At 65.4% G+C, this 17,228-nt stretch carries 14 protein-coding genes and 3 pseudogenes; 12 read left to right on the top strand and 5 right to left on the bottom strand.

Going from position 1 to position 17,228, the window contains the following annotated elements; genetic code table 11:
* From ACWD6N_RS31985 to ACWD6N_RS31975, 3 genes and pseudogenes are all read left to right on the top strand, one after another.
* On the top strand, nucleotides 1-839 hold an 839-nt coding region (locus tag ACWD6N_RS31985; RefSeq protein WP_450005829.1), incomplete at its 5' end, for a tetratricopeptide repeat protein.
* A 94-nt stretch (nucleotides 840-933) separates the two neighbouring features.
* Nucleotides 934-1,139, top strand: a pseudogene (locus tag ACWD6N_RS31980) (hypothetical protein).
* 346 nt (nucleotides 1,140-1,485) lie between these two features.
* Nucleotides 1,486-2,298, top strand: coding sequence for a hypothetical protein (locus ACWD6N_RS31975; RefSeq protein ID WP_450005827.1), 813 nt, complete (start codon nucleotides 1,486-1,488; stop codon nucleotides 2,296-2,298).
* Between the two features lie 678 nt (nucleotides 2,299-2,976).
* On the opposite strand, the gene ACWD6N_RS31970 is transcribed toward ACWD6N_RS31975, so the two are convergent.
* The 3 genes from ACWD6N_RS31970 to ACWD6N_RS31960 form a co-directional block, all read right to left on the bottom strand.
* A complete protein-coding gene (locus ACWD6N_RS31970) occupies nucleotides 2,977-4,140 on the bottom strand; it encodes a hypothetical protein (protein WP_450005825.1) in 1,164 nt (387 codons plus the stop codon).
* Nucleotides 4,140-4,664, bottom strand: coding sequence for a DUF4365 domain-containing protein (locus ACWD6N_RS31965; protein WP_450005823.1), 525 nt, complete (start codon nucleotides 4,662-4,664; stop codon nucleotides 4,140-4,142). Before ACWD6N_RS31965 ends, ACWD6N_RS31970 begins: the two co-directional genes overlap by 1 nt.
* 521 nt (nucleotides 4,665-5,185) lie before the next feature.
* Nucleotides 5,186-5,395, bottom strand: a complete 210-nt coding sequence (locus ACWD6N_RS31960) for a hypothetical protein (protein ID WP_450005821.1) — start codon at nucleotides 5,393-5,395, stop codon at nucleotides 5,186-5,188.
* Between the two features lie 213 nt (nucleotides 5,396-5,608).
* On the opposite strand from ACWD6N_RS31960, the gene ACWD6N_RS31955 reads away from it, so the two are divergent.
* The 4 genes from ACWD6N_RS31955 to ACWD6N_RS31940 all read left to right on the top strand — a co-directional run bounded on the left by ACWD6N_RS31955 (nucleotide 5,609) and on the right by ACWD6N_RS31940 (nucleotide 9,695).
* A complete protein-coding gene (locus ACWD6N_RS31955; protein WP_450005819.1) occupies nucleotides 5,609-6,721 on the top strand; it encodes a hypothetical protein in 1,113 nt (370 codons plus the stop codon).
* Nucleotides 6,718-7,152 carry a hypothetical protein gene (locus tag ACWD6N_RS31950; protein ID WP_450005817.1) on the top strand — a complete coding sequence of 145 codons (435 nt, stop codon included), beginning with the start codon at nucleotides 6,718-6,720 and terminating at the stop codon, nucleotides 7,150-7,152. The genes ACWD6N_RS31955 and ACWD6N_RS31950 overlap by 4 nt, the downstream gene beginning before the upstream one ends.
* A 432-nt stretch (nucleotides 7,153-7,584) precedes the next feature.
* Complete coding sequence (locus ACWD6N_RS31945) at nucleotides 7,585-7,899, top strand: protein NO VEIN domain-containing protein (protein ID WP_450005815.1); 315 nt, start codon at nucleotides 7,585-7,587, stop codon at nucleotides 7,897-7,899.
* 953 nt (nucleotides 7,900-8,852) lie between these two features.
* Nucleotides 8,853-9,695 (top strand): transposase family protein, encoded by an 843-nt coding sequence (locus ACWD6N_RS31940; RefSeq protein WP_450005813.1) that lies wholly within the window; start codon nucleotides 8,853-8,855, stop codon nucleotides 9,693-9,695.
* Nucleotides 9,696-10,224: 529 nt separating this feature from the next.
* Here ACWD6N_RS31940 and ACWD6N_RS31935 read toward each other — a convergent pair.
* Nucleotides 10,225-11,232, bottom strand: coding sequence for a hypothetical protein (locus ACWD6N_RS31935; protein ID WP_450005811.1), 1,008 nt, complete (start codon nucleotides 11,230-11,232; stop codon nucleotides 10,225-10,227).
* A 595-nt stretch (nucleotides 11,233-11,827) separates the two neighbouring features.
* On the opposite strand from ACWD6N_RS31935, the gene ACWD6N_RS31930 reads away from it, so the two are divergent.
* Together ACWD6N_RS31930 and ACWD6N_RS31925 are read left to right on the top strand one after the other, a co-directional pair.
* Nucleotides 11,828-12,238 carry a hypothetical protein gene (locus ACWD6N_RS31930; protein ID WP_387330912.1) on the top strand — a complete coding sequence of 137 codons (411 nt, stop codon included), beginning with the start codon at nucleotides 11,828-11,830 and terminating at the stop codon, nucleotides 12,236-12,238.
* A gap of 223 nt (nucleotides 12,239-12,461) precedes the next feature.
* Nucleotides 12,462-13,241: pseudogene (locus tag ACWD6N_RS31925) on the top strand (transposase family protein).
* A 111-nt stretch (nucleotides 13,242-13,352) separates the two neighbouring features.
* Here ACWD6N_RS31925 and ACWD6N_RS31920 read toward each other — a convergent pair.
* On the bottom strand, nucleotides 13,353-13,814 hold the full coding sequence (locus tag ACWD6N_RS31920) for a hypothetical protein (RefSeq protein ID WP_450005809.1): 462 nt from the start codon (nucleotides 13,812-13,814) through the stop codon (nucleotides 13,353-13,355).
* Between the two features lie 473 nt (nucleotides 13,815-14,287).
* On the opposite strand from ACWD6N_RS31920, the pseudogene ACWD6N_RS31915 reads away from it, so the two are divergent.
* The 3 genes and pseudogenes from ACWD6N_RS31915 to ACWD6N_RS31905 all read left to right on the top strand — a co-directional run.
* A pseudogene (locus tag ACWD6N_RS31915) lies at nucleotides 14,288-14,419 on the top strand (ABC transporter permease); the annotation flags it as partial.
* Nucleotides 14,420-14,594: 175 nt separating this feature from the next.
* Nucleotides 14,595-14,942, top strand: coding sequence for a hypothetical protein (locus ACWD6N_RS31910; RefSeq protein ID WP_450005833.1), 348 nt, complete (start codon nucleotides 14,595-14,597; stop codon nucleotides 14,940-14,942).
* Nucleotides 14,943-15,098: 156 nt separating this feature from the next.
* Nucleotides 15,099-17,219 carry a hypothetical protein gene (locus ACWD6N_RS31905; RefSeq protein WP_450005831.1) on the top strand — a complete coding sequence of 707 codons (2,121 nt, stop codon included), beginning with the start codon at nucleotides 15,099-15,101 and terminating at the stop codon, nucleotides 17,217-17,219.
* Nucleotides 17,220-17,228 lie beyond the last annotated feature (9 nt).

The raw sequence follows: 17,228 nt of genomic DNA, 5'->3' as shown, positions 1-17,228 counted from the left end.
GTGATGCGATGTCACAGGGGTGGATCTCCTCGCACGCCCTCACGGGTCAGAGTTTCAGCAGCTCAAGCCGCCTTCTCCAAGGTTGCCACAGAGGGAAGGCCGCCCGCTCCGGCAACGCCGACCATGCGCCGAAGGCGGCATTCAACCTGGGTGTCCTGCTCAAGCAGCAGGGTGATGTGCAGGGTGCTCGGGCGGCGTACCAGATGGCCATTGACTCCGGCCACGCCGACCATGCGCCCACGGCGGCAGTCGGCCTGGGTGTCCTGTTGGCGGAGCAGGGTGATGTGCAGGGTGCTCGGGCGGCGTACCAGATGGCCATCGACTCCGGCCACGCCGACTATGCGCCGAAGGCGGCAGTCAACCTGGGTGTCGTGCTCAAGCAGCAGGGTGATGTGCAGGGTGCTCGGGCGGCGTACCAGATGGCCATCGACTCCGGCCACGCCGATGCCGCGCCCACGGCGGCAGTCGGCCTGGGTGTCCTGCTCAAGCAGCAGGGTGATGTGCAGGGTGCTCGGGCGGCGTACCAGATGGCCATCGACTCCGGCCACGCCGACTATGCGCCGAAGGTGGCATTCAACCTGGGTGTCCTGTTGGCGGAGCAGGGTGATGTGCAGGGTGCTCGGGCGGCGTACCAGATGGCCATTGACTCCGGCCACGCCGACCATGCGCCCACGGCGGCAGTCGGCCTGGGTGACCTGTTGGCGGAGCAGGGTGATGTGCAGGGTGCTCGGGCGGCGTACCAGATAGCCATCGACTCCGGCCACGCCGACGCGGCGCGGACGGCGGTAGTCAACCTGGACTTGCTGCTCATGCAGCAGCGCAACTCGCGTACGGCATAGCCGCACGTGGCCGGAAGCCCGCCCGTGCGGAGCGGGTACCGCCCCCAGGTCCTACGCCGCTACCGTCTATGGCTCGGAGAAGGACACCACAGGCATAGCCTGGCGGGGCTCGCATACGAGTGGGGGCTCGAACGGGCGCGACCGCGAAGCGCTCGCGCGCCTGGTCGACGAAGACAGGACCCGGCCGAGGTCTCCTACATGGCGGCCAGCGATCCAGACGCGCGGGCGATGAATCGAGCGCCGCGTTCCTATGCCAGCCAGTACGTAAGCGAGACGTCGGGCAGCACGGACGCAGGGTAACGGATACGGGACGATTCAACACTTGCGTCAAATCGGACAGAAGTGGCGATCGTATGCAGGACATACACCTAGGAATCAGTCTGGATCACCGCCGGGGGATCTAGCTGTGCTGTCCGACGGCGCTCCGGCTCGGCTACATCCGGAAGCAGCAAAGAGGCAGCGAACGCGCCGCCTGCAATCGACACCTCGCGACAGCAGGCAAGGTCGTGGCCGAGCTACGAGGCATGGGACGACAACCGATGGCAGTAGGCGATGCGCCACAACCGCGTTCACACCGAAGCGGTCAGCCCCTCTGCGACCGGCCGGCTGGTCCACCACACTGGAGGTGCCCACCTACAGTGACGGCGTGGAAGCACTCACCGACATTATCGGCTGGTTCAATGCTGGACGGACATCAGTGCTGATCGCTGCTGCGGCACTTGTTGGCGTTGTCTACGCCGCCAAATCGGCCCAAGCAGCCAAGACGCAAGCAGCATCGTCGGACAGGGCAGCCGCTGCCGCCCAAAAGCAAGCGGAGATCGCCAAGGAGCAGGTGGAGTTGGGTCATCAGCAGATCGAACTGCTACTACGCCAGGTTGAGCAGGGCGAAAGGGCTGAGGCGGAGATGCGCCGAGCTCGGCGTGAAGCACTACAACCCATGGTGGTCGTTGACATCTCTCCTGGAGTAAACGATCCGAGCGTCTTTGTCCTGACCATCACTAACATCGGGACGTCTATCGCCCGCAACGTTCGGATCAAGGCACCGAACGAGATGCTTCGTTCGGACGCCACAAAGATGCATGAATGGACAGTCTTCACCGAAGGCATCAAGACGATGCCGCCGGGCCACAAGCTGCAGTTCTTTTTCGACGTGGGCTTTCAGCGGTTCAAGGGCCAGTTCCCAATGTCCTACACGTTTGTGGTGGACTGCGAGGGGCCGTTTGGGGCAGCACCGCAGGCCTGCTACGAGGTTGACTTGACGCCGTATAAGGGTGCTTGGGCTGCGCCGACGACACTCGACTCCGTGGTGAAGCAGATTGGCAAGGTCGCCGAGGCTGTCCACGGGGTCGGCAAGAAGGTGGGCGATTCTCACGAACCGGAACAGATGCGGATCGAGCAGTCGTTGGTTGATGCGAGTCAAATTAATGATGAGTACAGGTCGTGGAGGCCATCGGACTGACCCACCCAAGCCGCTCCAGCACGTCCATCACCTTGGCTCGCCGACACTGAGCTGGATAAGGGGGACGTCAGCAGCGTGTAGCAGTGCCTGTAGCAACGATGACGGACAACGGCGCACAAGCACGTGCTTTTGACGGGTTGGACGCCGACGGGCCGGCTGGAGGGGGACGTGCGCGTCAGGCTGCCCGGAACTTACAAGCGAGGGGTCAAAACGCGCGCGTTCGGCAGCTCGTCGACCAGGACCAGGCCATCATCCGTGCCCGCTACGTGCCCGGCAGGCCGGTCAGCAGGGGTCAACAACGGCGTTTCCGTGTGGTGTCCGTCGCGGGTCCAACGGAAGACCAGGCTGATCACCAGCGCGGATGGAGCCCGCTGCCTCCGAATCAAGGCCGCTTCCAGACTGAGGGTGAGGTATGGGGTCCCACGTCAGCGCCAGGCCGAGGCACTTGTTGCCGAGTCGGCCTATGGATTGATCAAGGCGGCGCCGGCCCGGCCCCGGCCTGCTGGCGACCTCCGGCCGGCATCGGCCGAGCCGGCCGGCCACGTAGACGGACGACAGGACTTGAAGGTCTCGGGGCTCCGCCCCGAACCCCGGCCCTCCTCAGAGATGCCGCCGCGGATCACCTCACCGGGCACCACAAGGGCTACCAGCCTCCCCGGACGGGGAGATCCGCTAAACTTAGGCAGACTGGTCGGGTAGTACTTCAAATACCGAGACTCGGCTCAGATTCGAACGATTACCTCGGCGTGTAAGGTCACCACGCACCGACACGGAATGGCCTCGGTCGTGCGCTGTGATTGCGTGCAAGTAGTCCTGCTCCGTGAGTTCCACCCATACTCGCCACAGTCGTTCACTGGTGTCGCCCTCCATCACACCCGCAATACTTACCTCGCCTGACCCGAGGCTGCTTTCGCGATGAAGGCGGACGACATTGCCGATGATGCGGATGTCTTCCTCGGGGAGGTTAGCTCGCATTTCCTTCGCGGCTTGAGCAAGCACCTGAACTTCTGGAGGGTCAAAGCGGATCGAAGGAGTGGGCTCGACGGGGCGAGAAATCGCCCACTGAAACGAGAGCTGGAAGGGCCTCTCTTCCTCGCCCGCCAAACCTGCCAGCGATTCGCAGAGGTTGGCTGTAACTCCGTCATTGACACCCGAAGTGAAAGCGTCTAACCCTTGGTCCTGATGCACGACGAGCTGCGCTGCACCATGCGCTCTGCTCGTTGCTCTGTAGAGAAGCTGCGATACGCGCCGAGGGAAGGGTTGCGAATGGTATTGAACTTCAGGATCATCGAAGGGGAGTATCTCCTGCCCGACGCGGGGCGGTAGAGGTACTTCCACGGACCATATGTAGCTGCCCTCGTAGCTAGGACCGAGCCTCACGCCGCGCATGAACTCCAGGGCGTCTGCTGGCTTTCTCGCGGGCTGTACCGCGCGGCGAAAAGGACTCGCAACCCCGACTGCGGCAGCTAGTACCCACTGTCGAATATTCTCGAGAGTTTTCGAGGCGTCGTTAATGGGTATTGTTCCTGCCGGAGAATTAGGCATGGTGCGGACGTACTGAACGTCGGCGGCAGCCGTAGAGATGTCTCGAAATATCTCCAGCTGCGAGCGTTCTTCGACGTCTTCGAGCAGGTGGAGAAGCTGACGAATGAAGCCCGCGTAGCCCTTCATCCTGCTATTGGTCGGGACCAACGCCTCGAACCGTTCGTCCCCGACTCCCAGTTGCCAGACGGTTCCGCCCGGCGCAGAGTCCGGCTCCCAACCTCGGCTGCGCAGGTAGAGAGCGATCTGCGAGGGGTCGCGGGCAGTGAGAGCATCGGTGTCTACGATTTCGACATCCATCAGGCCGCCTCCCTCTTCTGTTCCTCTGGACAAACCAGGTTAATCAGCGTTTCAACGGTCAAGAGATTGTCTCTAGGCACATAAACCGTTTTTGAGGATTTAACCGTCAGTTCGGAAACGGGTGGCTCGTCCATCAGGGAAACCCAGTATGCCGCGTGATGAAAGTGAAGGCAATCGTGAGATGCCAGCGTGTAGCCGTCCTTCTCGGGCGGCACGATCACCAGGAAAAGATACCGGGGGAGTGGGAGGTCGATCCCCACAGTCCCTACTAGGTCGGCGTAATTGTGAAGGCTCAGCGGGTATCGGAAGTGATCGCCGTCGGAGTTGGGTGTCGACCAAGACTTAACTTGCGCTTCGATCGCAGGGTAACGGAAGGAGCCGCGCCGGCCTGGAATGCTGATCTGGATGTCGGTGCCGTCGACGTCGAGGCTCTTGGTAGACGTTGTGAGGCCAGCCGCGCAGGCTAAGCCGCGCACGAAGGCCTCGCCGTACTGCCCTTGCCAGACCTCGCTGTTGAGCCACATGTGCGGTGCCCCCAGGGCGCATCACAGACGGTGATCAGTGGTACGCCTCACTGTAGCGACATGTCGTGCTGTGGATCTAGACCCTGTCCGACAGCGATCTAAAGAGGACGGCGCGGGGCATCTAGCCAAACGGTCAGATAGAGGTGCGACCCAAGCTGGTGTTCGCTCTGCAAGCGTGCCCGCTGCGTGCGCGTTCGGAGGGAGTCGAGGCCAAGCCAGGTCACCGCAGTCCGACTTCCGGCCGTGTCCACACTTTCTAAACCGCGTGGCACAGGGTGTCCCGCCTCAGTCCTCATTCAGTCCTCAAGAGGTCGAGCCCTGGTCGCTGACGCTGAGAAATGCCGAGATTCGTTTCAGCAGGCCAGACGGGGTTGTGGCAGGTGGACCGTGGTGAACAACTTGATCTCGTAATGCGTAGGTCGCGGTGACAACGAGCGAGTCCCAACTCAGTGGGGATCGGGCCCGTTACGGTGAGCGGACGTGGTCATGCCGACGGCTAACTGGACCGCTGACCAGGACCATCAGGAAAGCAGGCTGTAGGTGCCGTCTGGGTTCTGGTAGAAGTACGCGGTGTAGCCGCCTGGATTCCCCTGCCGATGCTTCGGCAGGAAGACGCCATAGGTGTGGTCCGCCCAGCCGGGACAGGCGCGACGGACGTCGTCGGGACGGAAGCGGTCACCCAGTCGGCCTGCGGCTCGAGCCTGGTGGATGTCATCGACGAAGCGGCTCACGAATCCAAGTGTGGCCGCTCTGCTGGTGGGCGCGATAGTCCCCAGCAGACGTCGAAGCCTGACGAAGTCAGCAGCGAGTCAGCAAACAGTCCGCTGCGCGACGACAACGGGGCAGAACAAACGACGTAGCTGCCGTGCATGAGCGGGCGGGATGATATCTGTCGGCACTGGCTGACATCCACGACCAGGCTCCCCCCGGCGGGGGTCGGGTGCGTGGGCCGCCAGGCCGAGGCCGAAGAACCCGGGACGTCGCCCGAACGAAGGGACGCAGCGAGCCAAACAGCAGCCCAACCAAACCTGATCGGCGGCACGCGCGCCCCGCCCTTCGATGGGAACATCAGGTACCTGTTGTTCGGCACGCCGATCGGAGACATCTTGGTCGCACCACTTGTCATCCCGCTGGCCGCCCTGATTGCCGCCGGGGTCGGCGCAGCCGGCAAGGGCGTCACCGATCTGGTCCAGGCGAACAAGACGGCGAAGGCGGCGCAGCGCGACCATAAGCTGGCAGTCAGCGCTGTTGAGGTCTGCCAGGGCCGTACGCACGAGTTTGCGGAGGACTACGGCAAGGATCAACTTCGCGCACAAGCCGAGACGATCGGCCGATTCGCCGCATGGCTTGAGAAGAACGAGCACCTTGTTGAGCGGCTCGACCGCAAGGTCGTTGCGGGTGTCGAAGTTGCGGTGCCCTCATTGCCGGAGTTGAAGTTCGACGTCGAACAGGCGCGGACGGGGCTGACCGGCGGGTTCGGAGCTCTGGGTGCGGCGGCCAGCGCACAGGGCGCCGCCCTGTGGGGTGTGTCTGCTTTCGCGTCGGCGAGCACGGGCAGTGCCATCAGTGGCCTCAGCGGTGCGGCTGCCACGAATGCGACCCTCGCGTGGCTTGGGGGCGGATCGCTTGCGGCGGGCGGCGGCGGCATGGCTGCGGGTGCGATCGTTCTGAACTTGATCATGATCGCTCCTGCAGCGTTCATCACGGGTATCACTGTCGGCATCCTCGGTGCCAAGCAGAAGACCAAGGCGCGGGAGTACGCGGCGAAGGTCGCGGTGTCCATTGAGAACATGGAGACGGCGAAAGCACTGTTGAAGAGCGTCGACGCGCGTATCAGTGAACTGCAGGCAGTTCTCTCCGGGTTGGTCGTCCGGGCGGAGCACGCGGTCGACGAGCTTGAAGTCCTCGACTTCGATCCTGACGTTCACGGCGCGGACTTCCTTCGGGCGCTGCAACTCGTGACCGCGATCGGTGAGGTGATCGAGACGCCCGTTCTCGATCCTGACACCGGTCAACTCACCGAAGTGTCGATCAAGATCGTGGAGAAGTATTCATGAGCAAGGTTCCGAATATCACCTCTCTGGGCAAGACGGCTTCTGTCGTTGGCAAGGCGGCGCAGGCTGTCGACCTGGGCCAGGTGCTCTCCCAGATGGTCGGTACCGCAGACCAGTGGGTGAAGGTCATCCAGGAGGAGTCGACGCGGCGCGAAGAGATCCGTGCTTGGGAGGCAACCGAGCGGGAACGGATCGTCGCGCAGCGCGACGTACTGCTCCGCGGGCTGGAGCTGACCCACGACGAGCGCCGTGAGAACTTCCGGCGCCTGTTCGACAACCTTGACGTCGCCATGCGCAAGGACGATGCCACGACGGCAGCAAGCTTGCTCGACTCGATCACGGAGCTCGCCAAGTCGAGCCCCTTCAAGGACCTCGGGAACGTCGAATTCGTCGTCCACGAGCTCAAGCAGCCTGATCGCACCTGGAAGATGTAGTCAGCCTGCCGGTTGCCGCCTGATCTCCGACGGCGGCGGGTTCGGGATCAGGACCACCCGTCCTGCAGTTCATATCGCAGGCGAGGTCGGAGTGGGGCCTCAACGCCGCCGGCACGATCCTCGGCGACGGGTCGCCAAGGACCTGCAAGATCTCTCCGCCCTCATCGGCGATTGCGACGAGCCCCGCGATGTGCCCGACATCAGTTGTTGACATCAACGGTGGCGGCCGAGGCCGGACTAGCGCAGACGGAGGTCACCTTCGGCCTGAGCCCGGTGGACGTCAGCGGACGCTACGACTCTCGCCGAAGCGCCTTGTAAACGAGATGTCTGCCGCTCCCGCCCCCAACGGACTCGCTCGACAGTCACGGACCTCTGGATGTGCTGTGATCCCTACTGCTCGGCCCAGTAGCGAAAGACCTCCTGAACCGAGCTGTGCCGTGGAACGCCACCGTCGTCGAAACCCCGGTCAAGCGCCAGGCTATCGAGCGTTATGCGGTCGGCAAGGTCACGGAGCGCCTGGTCAGCGAGGGGTGGGAGGTCGCTGACGTAGGCGATGAAGAGTCGTGGGACCTCATTGCCACCCGGGCTGACCAGCTTCTGCACGTTGAAGTCAAAGGCAGTACGACTGTGCGTAGCGGTATCGATCTAATACTCCAGCCGGGGTTGTTGACCTTGGCTGAGCTGTGGCTCGGTGCGGTGTGGGAACGAGGGCAGCCACCGTCGATCATGGACGGTTGTGTGGACTGACCATGACGCAGCGGTCCCCGGCCCTAGCTCATCTCCCCCTTAGCAAGGCGCTCTACCAGCTGGGCCAATGCGAAGTTCCGCGTGGGGCGCCTAGGCAGTTTTATCGCGGGGTATGCCAGGTCGAGATACTCGGCCAGTTGGAAAAGCCCACGACCGGATACCGCGCCGCCCGTATTGCGAATCCTCCCACGACCGTCGATTATTAGCGTAAGGAATCCGCTCGTCTCGCCGTTGGCGGATCTGAACCATTCCGAGCTCTCCACTGTCCAGGACAAATAGCCTCGTGAAAATAGGCCAGCCGACTGGACTTTGAAATGCGGACTCACGCCTCGCCTGGCAGCTGCCGCGGCAAACCACGCAGCAATCTTTGCCGAGTCCCAGGGGGGTTTTGGCGATCCGAGATCAACCGCCTGCGCGTCAGGCCAATACTCGGGGAAAGCCCTACTGAAAAGATCTGCGCCGACGGGCCTTGCGCTATTCGGGCCTTTGTTTAGATGCGCCAGAGGATTGTATGCGGAGGCGGAGTCCTCAGTGATCCACGAACGGCAGGCCGCCACTATTCGCTCGGATTCGTCCTTGATGCCAAGGAGATTTCGCAAAGCTTCTTCAGCCCGCTCATCCCACTTCTCGCCGGCTATGCGTGCCGCTTCCTGGTCGGCGGCGACCTCCGCTTGGAGTCGGGATATCGAGGCCAGGTGCTGAGCATGCGCACAGGGAACGCAGTAACCCAAGCCAATTGTGCGCGGACCGAACAAAGGTGCCTGAACCGAGTTTTTCGCCTCGTGGCTGTAGCAAAATGGCTTCTGGCAGACAGTGAAGTGATCTCAGCAAGGCCGGATCGCCAACTGGGGACAACACGGGTGTAGCGTCCATAGCGGACAGTGCTGGATGTGGGCGTGGAGCCATCGATAGACAGGTTCTTGCGACGGAATCAGTCTTCGAGAGGGCTCCACGTGATCACCTATTCTGCCAGGCTCGACGTGCCCAGGGAACTCGTGCGGCACGTGGCGCGTCTGCTGCGAGCCGAGCGTCGGGCGGTGGGCACCCGACCGGGAACCCGGGCGTTGACCTGCTTCTACCAGGCGCTTCTCGTTCTGGTGTGGTTCCGTAAGGGCGAGGACAAAACCGTCCTCGGGGCCGGGTTCGGGGTGTCACGTGCCACCGCCTACCGGTACGTCGCCGAGGCCGTACGCGTCCTGGCGGCGCAGACACCCACCCTGCACGAGGCGTTGGCGCGGGTCGCCGCCGACGGCTGGTCGCACGTGATCCTGGACGGCAAGCTGTTCGACACCGACCGGCTGGCCGAGACCACCACCAGCGTCAAAGACGTCACCATCGACGCCTGGTACTCGGGGAAACACCGCGACTTCGGCGCGAACATTCAGGCGGTGATGCGCCCGGACGGGCTACCGATCTGGACCTCCGAGGCGATGCCCGGACACCTGCACGACCTGACCTGCGCCCAGCACTTGGACGTCACCGGTGCCCTCTACTGGGCGGCCTCACACCTGCACCTACCGACCCTGGCCGACTCGGGCTACGAAGGCGCTGGCCAGGGCATCCACACTCCCTACAAGCAGCCCGCCGACGGCCGCCGCCTCGCCGTCAACAACCGCGCCTACAACGCTGCCCTTCGATCCATGCGCTGCCTCGGAGAACGCGGCTTCGCGATCCTCACCGGCCGCTGGCACACGCTGCGCCACACCACCGCCAGCCCCCGGAGTATCGGCGACATCGTCCGCGCCGCACTCCACCTCACCCACTTCGAATACCGATACCTACCCGAATCTTGTTGAGATCACTTCAGTGCAGCGCCCTACCGCAAGGACGCCACATTCAAGCACCTCACAGAGCGCCGTCATACTGCGAGCCTAGGGCAGCTCCGGGCCGGGGGGGAACGGGTGGAAGGCCATCGACCTCTGCCGAAATAGACCGCAGGTTCCATCCAGTTGACCGACCTCTATTCCGCCGATCTTATCGGCACAGCACCACGAGCGAGGGGGCAGCACATGTGACCTCGGACGGGAGTGGTAACGGCGTTGGCCGGAGTGTTGGCCGCCGAGCATGGGCTCGTCTGCTTCCACCCCCAGTACGGCCGTCTACGGCCGACGCGAGAAGACCTACCGGGCACGACGGCCGAGCAGGCGGACGAACGAAGATCCGGACCATGCGCGGAATGATCAACGGCTTTCCGGTGGCCGCACTTGCATTCCCGCAGCTGAGCCGCCCGGGTATGAGAAGGTGCTAACCCATTCCTAAACCGTGTGTCGCAGGGCCTCCAGCAAGGCAGGCTTGCAACCCTCGCCCGATGGGCAGGCATGCCGGTCAGCGTGCGAGCCTGTCTAGAGCGGCGGATATGGCGTCGTCGGGCGCGTCCGTTCGGACCTGGCGGATGACGGTGCCGTCGGCGTTGACGAACGCGATCACGCCTGACTGCGCCGCGTCGACCTCTGCCATGTCGAAGAACCAGACCGCCGGCCGAGGGATCGCGGCATAACCAACTGGAACGGTAACCTGTCCGGCCTCCTGCTCGATCTCCGCGATTGGTGCCGGGGCGTCTTTGGACCCGAACGGCTTCCATAACAGGCCAATGACGGCCGGCCGGGAACTGGTGGTCAGCGCAAGGACGCGCTGAATCCCTGTGAGCACGTGCGGCACGTCACCGACCACGACCACCGCGGGCTCGCCGAGGTACGCCGCCCAACGGAGGTCACCGCCGCCGAGCCGGGCCACGGTGAAGTCAGGCACCTGCATATCCCCGACCGGTTCCGATCCCTCTTCGGGTTCCATGCGACCGGTGTCGCCCGGGTTCTTCCCGCAGGCAGCTTCGACGACATGCAGGGCCACGGTGTCCGGCGGCGGAAGCGCCGCACGGGAAAGCTCCGCACCTACCTTGCGCAGCTGCTCCGCTGCGGCGACGGCGGTCGCCGTGTCATCACCGGTCACGGCGACGGTGACCAGCGAGTCACCGGTGAGCAGGACGAGCGCACCGCCGAAATGCGCTGCTGGGACGCCACGGACCGGCGGCAGGCGCCTGCAACCGACGGCCATACTCCACGCTGAGAAGTCGAGCGGCTGATTGATGACGTCGAGCGGGGGCGAACACCCGTCAACGGCCGCGAGACATGTCCCGTAGATCGCGTCGACCCGGCCGGTGTCGTCCGCGCCCACCTCGGTCAGCGGCCAATCACGGAACCGCGGGCCGAGGTAGTAGACCGGCCGTTCGGCCTCGGCGGCGATCTCGCTGAGGCGCTCCTCAACCTGCTCGTGTTTGGGTGACGTGCCGGTCCCGCAACCGGCAACTGCAAACATCAACACGGCGGTCAGCCACATCGGTGGCGCCCGCCGACGCACCGTCATATACCAAAAGTAAGACCGCCCCCCGATGCGGGGAAGGACCGGAAGGCTAGCGACTCATGTCGTAGTTGACGCGTGGTGGACAAGATGACGAGGGGCCCACCGGCTGGTGGGGCCCCTCTCGGCGCGTCTGTGGGGTCAAGAAGGCACCACGTCAGCAGAAAATCAGCGAACGCTGTGGTGCGCGACCGACTCCAATGGTCACAGCCGGCATGACACCGAGGGCGGGACCACAGGGAACGACACCCGCTGACACTGCCCGACAACAGTGACCACGCTCCCCCGGCGGGGGTCGGGCTTAGCTGGACGTGCCAGCGGCGGCGCTGTCGACAGCAACGCTGACAGCAATCGCCCCGGACGCCGACGCACCACCGAGACCAGGGATGGACGCTGCTCCGAGCTGACGGCCGCTCCCAGGCGGGGACGGACATGCCGCACACAGCTTGTAAGCGAGGCGTCAAGGCCCGGGTCAGCCGCGGCAGGCAGGTCAAGAGACCGTTCACTCAGGGGTTGACAACGTTGGTTGTCGAGCTGATTCTGAGGTGAGAGGCCATTGGCGAAGGAGCCCATGATGCGGGAACTGACGTCGGACGAGCGGCAGGAACTACGGCGGGAACTGAGTGCTGTCGCCGCCAGTTGGGCGCAGCGGCTGAACGCGTCTGGCATGGATGCCCAGCGCGGTGCAGACCAAGAGCGGAGCCTCCCGGATGGGATGCGGACTCACCTGGCCCGCATGGCGGCAGGGGAGCAGATGCGTCGGCTTCTCGCCAACCTCGTATCCGCCAGCGCAGAGCAAGCGGCGATGTGCGGGGCCGGCTATCCCGAGCTTGGGGCAGCGGTAGGCGCCAGCCGGCAAGCGGCGCGCAAGCGTTGGCCAAACCTGTCGATCTCGAAGAGGCGCGCCAACGAATGGAAGCAACCGACCGGGAGCATCGGCTGGGCCGGCAACCATCTGGGGTACCCGGGACCACCCGGGACCTGAGCGGTCTGATCGGCTGACGCCGGGTGGGGCAGCGAAGACGAGCAGCCATCCGAGCAGCCAAGCCGGCGAGCACGGGCTGACAATCCCGGACCGGGACACCACGTTAGGCACGACGGCCAGGCGGTGGAGCAGCACCATGGGACCGACTCGTAATGCGCAGGTTTAGGGGACGTCTCGTAACCCCGGCGTCTGTCTGTTGAGGACGATCGCCGATGATGCCTGGGTGCAGGTGATCTCCGCAGCGCGCCCCGAGTGGATCTTTCCGTTCACCGGGCTGCAACCGCCCAGTTCCGCAAGCTGGTCCGCCTGGTCGCCGAGCGTGGCGGGGACGCCATCGCTGACGGCCGACCGGGCCGGCAGTGGGCCCTGGACCTGCCCGACCGGGTGCTGCTGGTCGCGGCGTACTGGCGCACCAACCTGACCATGCGCCAGATCGGCCCGCTGTTCGGGGTGTCGCACTCCGCAGCGCACCGGGTCATCGACACCCTCGGCCCGCTACTCGCACTCGCGCCGGTGCGCCGGCGGCCGGTCGACCAGATCGCCATCGTCGACGGCACGCTGATCCCGACCCGGGACCATCGACTGGCCGCGCCGAGCAAGAACTACCGGTACTCAACCAACCTGCAGGTCGCCATCGACGCCAGCACCCGCCTGGTCATCGCCCTCGGTGACCCGCAGCCCGGCAACCGCAACGACACGATCGTCTACCGCACCTCCGGCATCGACCAGAAACTGGGCCGACCGTCCGGTCATGGCCGACGGCGGCTACCAGGGCAACCGCGAGGTGATCATGCCGTACCGCAAGCCACGCGACGGCAGTCCGCCGCCGGCCTGGAAGGAAGACCTCAACGCCCAGCACCGCACCGTCCGCGCGCAGGTCGAACGCACCCTGGCAGGGATGAAGTGCTCCAAAATCCTGCGCGACTACCGCCGCGCCGCCCGCACATTGACCGACACCGCTTCCGGTATCGCACACCTGCACAACATCATCCTGGCAGGCTGACTCCCCAGCCCCCCGCCGGGCAACGCCTCCACCGTGTTACGAGACGTCCTTTAGCGACGGCAACGGGGACAGCAACAGAGCCGGGCCGCACCCCGCTGGTCCACGGAAGCGCTAGCGGAAGAGTTTCTCACTAGCGGTGCTGAACGCCTCGGTGGCCAGCTTCACTTGTTCGTAGCGGTCGGCGAACTCGCCGGCGTCGACATTCCCTCGTCTCCAATATGCTCCGAGTGCTTTGCTGGACGAGTTCAGCTCATCTAGAGCCTTGGGTACATGCTGGTCACGGCACAGGATGCGCAGCCGTGCTGCGGCTAGCCCAAACCCGCCGAGGTCCCAGCCGTCCACACGTCCGGGAAGCCCTAGCTCTCGTTCCTCCCACACTCGGTTCCGGAAATCCTCGGACATCGACACGAGCCGAGCGCACTGCTCGAGCATGAGCTCGGCCAGCCTAGCGTTGTTTTCACCTCGCCGAATCATGTGTTGTCCCAAGATCGCAATCCCAGCACCAGAAACGGCCGCGATAAGAGTCACCCAGGCATCCACACCGTCAGTCTCGCTGCTCGGGTCAACGTCCATGGGACCGCTCGCTCGACCACTACCGGAAGCAGCGAGGAAGCAGCGAACGTGCCGCATGCGGGCGACACGTGGCGACAGCGGACGGGGTGGTGGCCGCGCTGGGGGGCACGGGATGACAACCGAGGGCAGCAGACGATGCGACGCAACGGTGTTCGGGACGAAGTGCTCTAGCTCCCCGACACGTCGTCCGTCGCCGGCGCGCTGCTTCCTCGGTCAGATCGCTGTCCACCTGTCGTAGGCCGATCCCGAGCTCTTCGGAGGGCAAGCGGAGATGGAGAGTGGACGCTACGCTGCGAGTCTTCATCGCCCGCCCCCATTCGTACGGACACCAGTTGATCGTGATCCGACTCCGGTTCACCGATGGATCCCGACCTGGTCCCGCTCCGGGTTGTACGGCTGCCGCACGAGCAGCGCGACCACCACGCGAACCCGACCCGGGCGTAACGCGCCTCCCCATCAGATAATGCAACGGCGCCCACGGGCTGACCTCGCTGGTCGCCAACCTAATCTCGCTCGTGGTGGTGGTGCTGGTCGCCCTCGTCATGGGCTTCCGCTCGGGGGCAGGCCCGCTGGAGTGGCTCGCGGTCACTGGCATCATGATGCTGGGTGTGGTCCTCGGCGCCCGGATCCTCGGCGAGTTCGGCGACGACCCGCACCGCCTCACCGACGCGAAAGCCCGTAAGAACTACGGCGGAGGGCCGGCTGGTCTGGCTCGCCACCCTGCTGCTGATCGGGGTGTCTGCCGGTTACGGGGGTATCGCGGTGGTCAACACGCTGCTGATGGCCGCGGCCGGGCGGGCCGCCGACCTGCGGCTGGTCCGGCTGGCCGGGGCGACCCGGCGGCAGGTCGTCCGGCTGGTCGCGGCGGAGTCGGCGCTGGTGGTGCTGATCGGCGCGGTGCTCGGCGGGTCCGTGGCGTTCGCCGGTCTGCTGAGCATCCGGGCCGGCCTCGCCGAGCAGGTCGGGGCGCCGGTCGACCTGGTCGTGGCCGGTGGTCGGTGGCGTCGTCGGCCTGTGCCTGCTTCTCGCGCTCGCGGCGTGCGTCGCGCCGACCTGGCGGCTGCTGCGCCGCCGGGCAATCACCGAACCCGCCGGATGACTCGTCTTCGTGACGCAGCTGTGACCTGAGGGGCCTGCGCAGTCACCGTCCGAAGTGGTCTGCTGAGCCCATATTCCCTGCTCAGGCGCGGGTTTGAGGCAGCGTCGCAGGGCTCAAAAGTGTTACATCGACGACTGGGCGGCCCGATCCGCCCAGCCTCACCCGCAGGAGGCAGCCGCGTGCGAATGAAACGAGCGAGCCGGATCGCGGCCGCGATGGCGGGCGTGACCGCGCTCGCCTTCACGGTCTCGGCCCCCGCACAGGCGGACGACCACTTGAACCTTCCCGGAGAGCGGACCATCACGCTGCCGATCAACGACAGCGCGGCGGGTGGGACGTACAACCAGGACTTCACCCGGGTGTACGCCAACACCACCCCCGACGGCACCCCGGTCTACATCTACGTCCCGGAGGGCACCCCGCTGGACGGCACCGCGCCGGCCGGGGTGGCCAGCCTGGACCCGCAGTTCGACCACAACCCGGGCGACGGGTTCACCCCCTGCGCCACCGCCACGGCGGCCCAGTTCGCCCTCACCCAGGCGCAGATCGACTACGTCGGCGACAAGCTCGCCGGCCAGATCGTCGCCGTGGACGAGGAGCACTTCGGCCTGATGGACGCGGCCGACCCTGACGAGCCGGCCAGCGACTCGCTGGTGATGGTCCTCTACAACATCCAGGACGAGGCGTACTACGACTGCGCGCAGACGTCCTACACGGCGGGCTACTTCGCCCCGGACTTCATCGACAGCAACGGGATGAACGTCATCGTGGTCGACGCCCTCGACTGGGCCAACCGGGTCGGGCCGAACGACGCGCCGTGGCGCGACGCCGACCCGGCCAACGACCGGCCCGAGCTGTACGAGGGCACCGTCGCCCACGAGCTGGAGCACCTGCTGCACAACTACAGCGACCCGGGTGAGCTCTCCTGGGTCGACGAGGGGCTGGCCGACTTCGCCATCTTTCTCAACGGGCTCGACGCCGGCGGCTCGCACCTGACCAACCACCAGGTCTTCTACGAGGAGACCTCGCTGACCCGGTGGGGCGGCACGCTGGCCAACTACGGCGCCGCGTTCACCTACTTCCAGTACCTCTGGGAGCAGGCCGGCGGCAACGGCGACGGCACCTACACCCCGGACAAGCAGTACGACGCCGCCGGCGGTGACCTGCTCATCAAGACCATCTTCGAAGAGCAGGCCGACGGCATGGCCGGCGTGCAGAATGCCATCAACACCTTCAACGCGGCGACGGGTGCCAACCTGCGCAGCGCCGAGGCGCTGTTCCGGGACTGGTCGGTGGCGGTCTACCTGGACGACGAGGACTCGCCGGTCTACGACATCAAGGCATTCAACTTCGGCGACCCGGCCGACACGTCGTGGACCATCGACATCGCCGACGGTTCCTTCTGGGCGGGCCGGGGCAGCTACCAGGGAGCCACCCCGGAGGCGAAGTGGGCCCGGTTGAAGAACCGGCCAGACACCACCGCCGTGCCGTTCGGCATGTCGGTCGAGCGGTTCCGCAACCCGGGCCCGACCGTCGCGCTCGCCTTCGACGGCGAGGATGAGACGACCATCGCCCCGCACACCGGCACCACCCACTGGTACGCCGGCTACGAGAGCCAGTCCGACAACATCCTCGACGTCGACACCGCCGGCCCGGTTACCTCGCTGGACTTCTGGAGCTGGAACTTCATCGAGGAGGGCTGGGACTACGGCTTCGTCGAGGCCCTGGTCGGCGGCGAGTGGGTCACCGTGCCGCTGCGGAATGACGCGGGTCAGGTCGTCACCACCGACGACAACCCGCACGGCAACAACACCGAGGGCAACGGCCTCACCGGCACCTCCGGCGGCGCGTACTTCGTGGACGACCCGGTCTACGTGCACCTCACCGCCGCCGTGCCGGCGGGCGCCACCGACGTCCGGTTCCGCTACTCCACCGACGCCGCCTACCTGGACACCGGCTGGTTCGTCGACGACGTGCGGGTCAACGGAGCCGACGCCGCCCTCTCCTCGGCGACCGGTGACTGGTTCACCACCACCGGCACGCAGGACAACAACTGGACCGTCCAGGTGGTCGCGCACTGTGACCTCACGCCCGGCACCACCACGGCGGGGGAGACCACCGACGGCGCGGGCAACTGGGTCTACCGGTCCACCGGGGACCAGTTCACCGCCAGCAACCTGAAGACCAGGTGCGCCAACGGCAACCAGGACGACTTCGCCGTCCTGGTCTCCAACCTGCCGACCGGCGACCTGACCTTCCTCGACGCGGACTACACGTTCCCGGTCAGCAACACCGGAAACAAGTAGCCGCCACGG

This window comes from Micromonospora sp. NPDC005163 (assembly GCF_053599835.1).
Note: the sequence above shows the minus strand (reverse complement) of the source record. Positions and strands in the feature narration are given on the sequence as shown.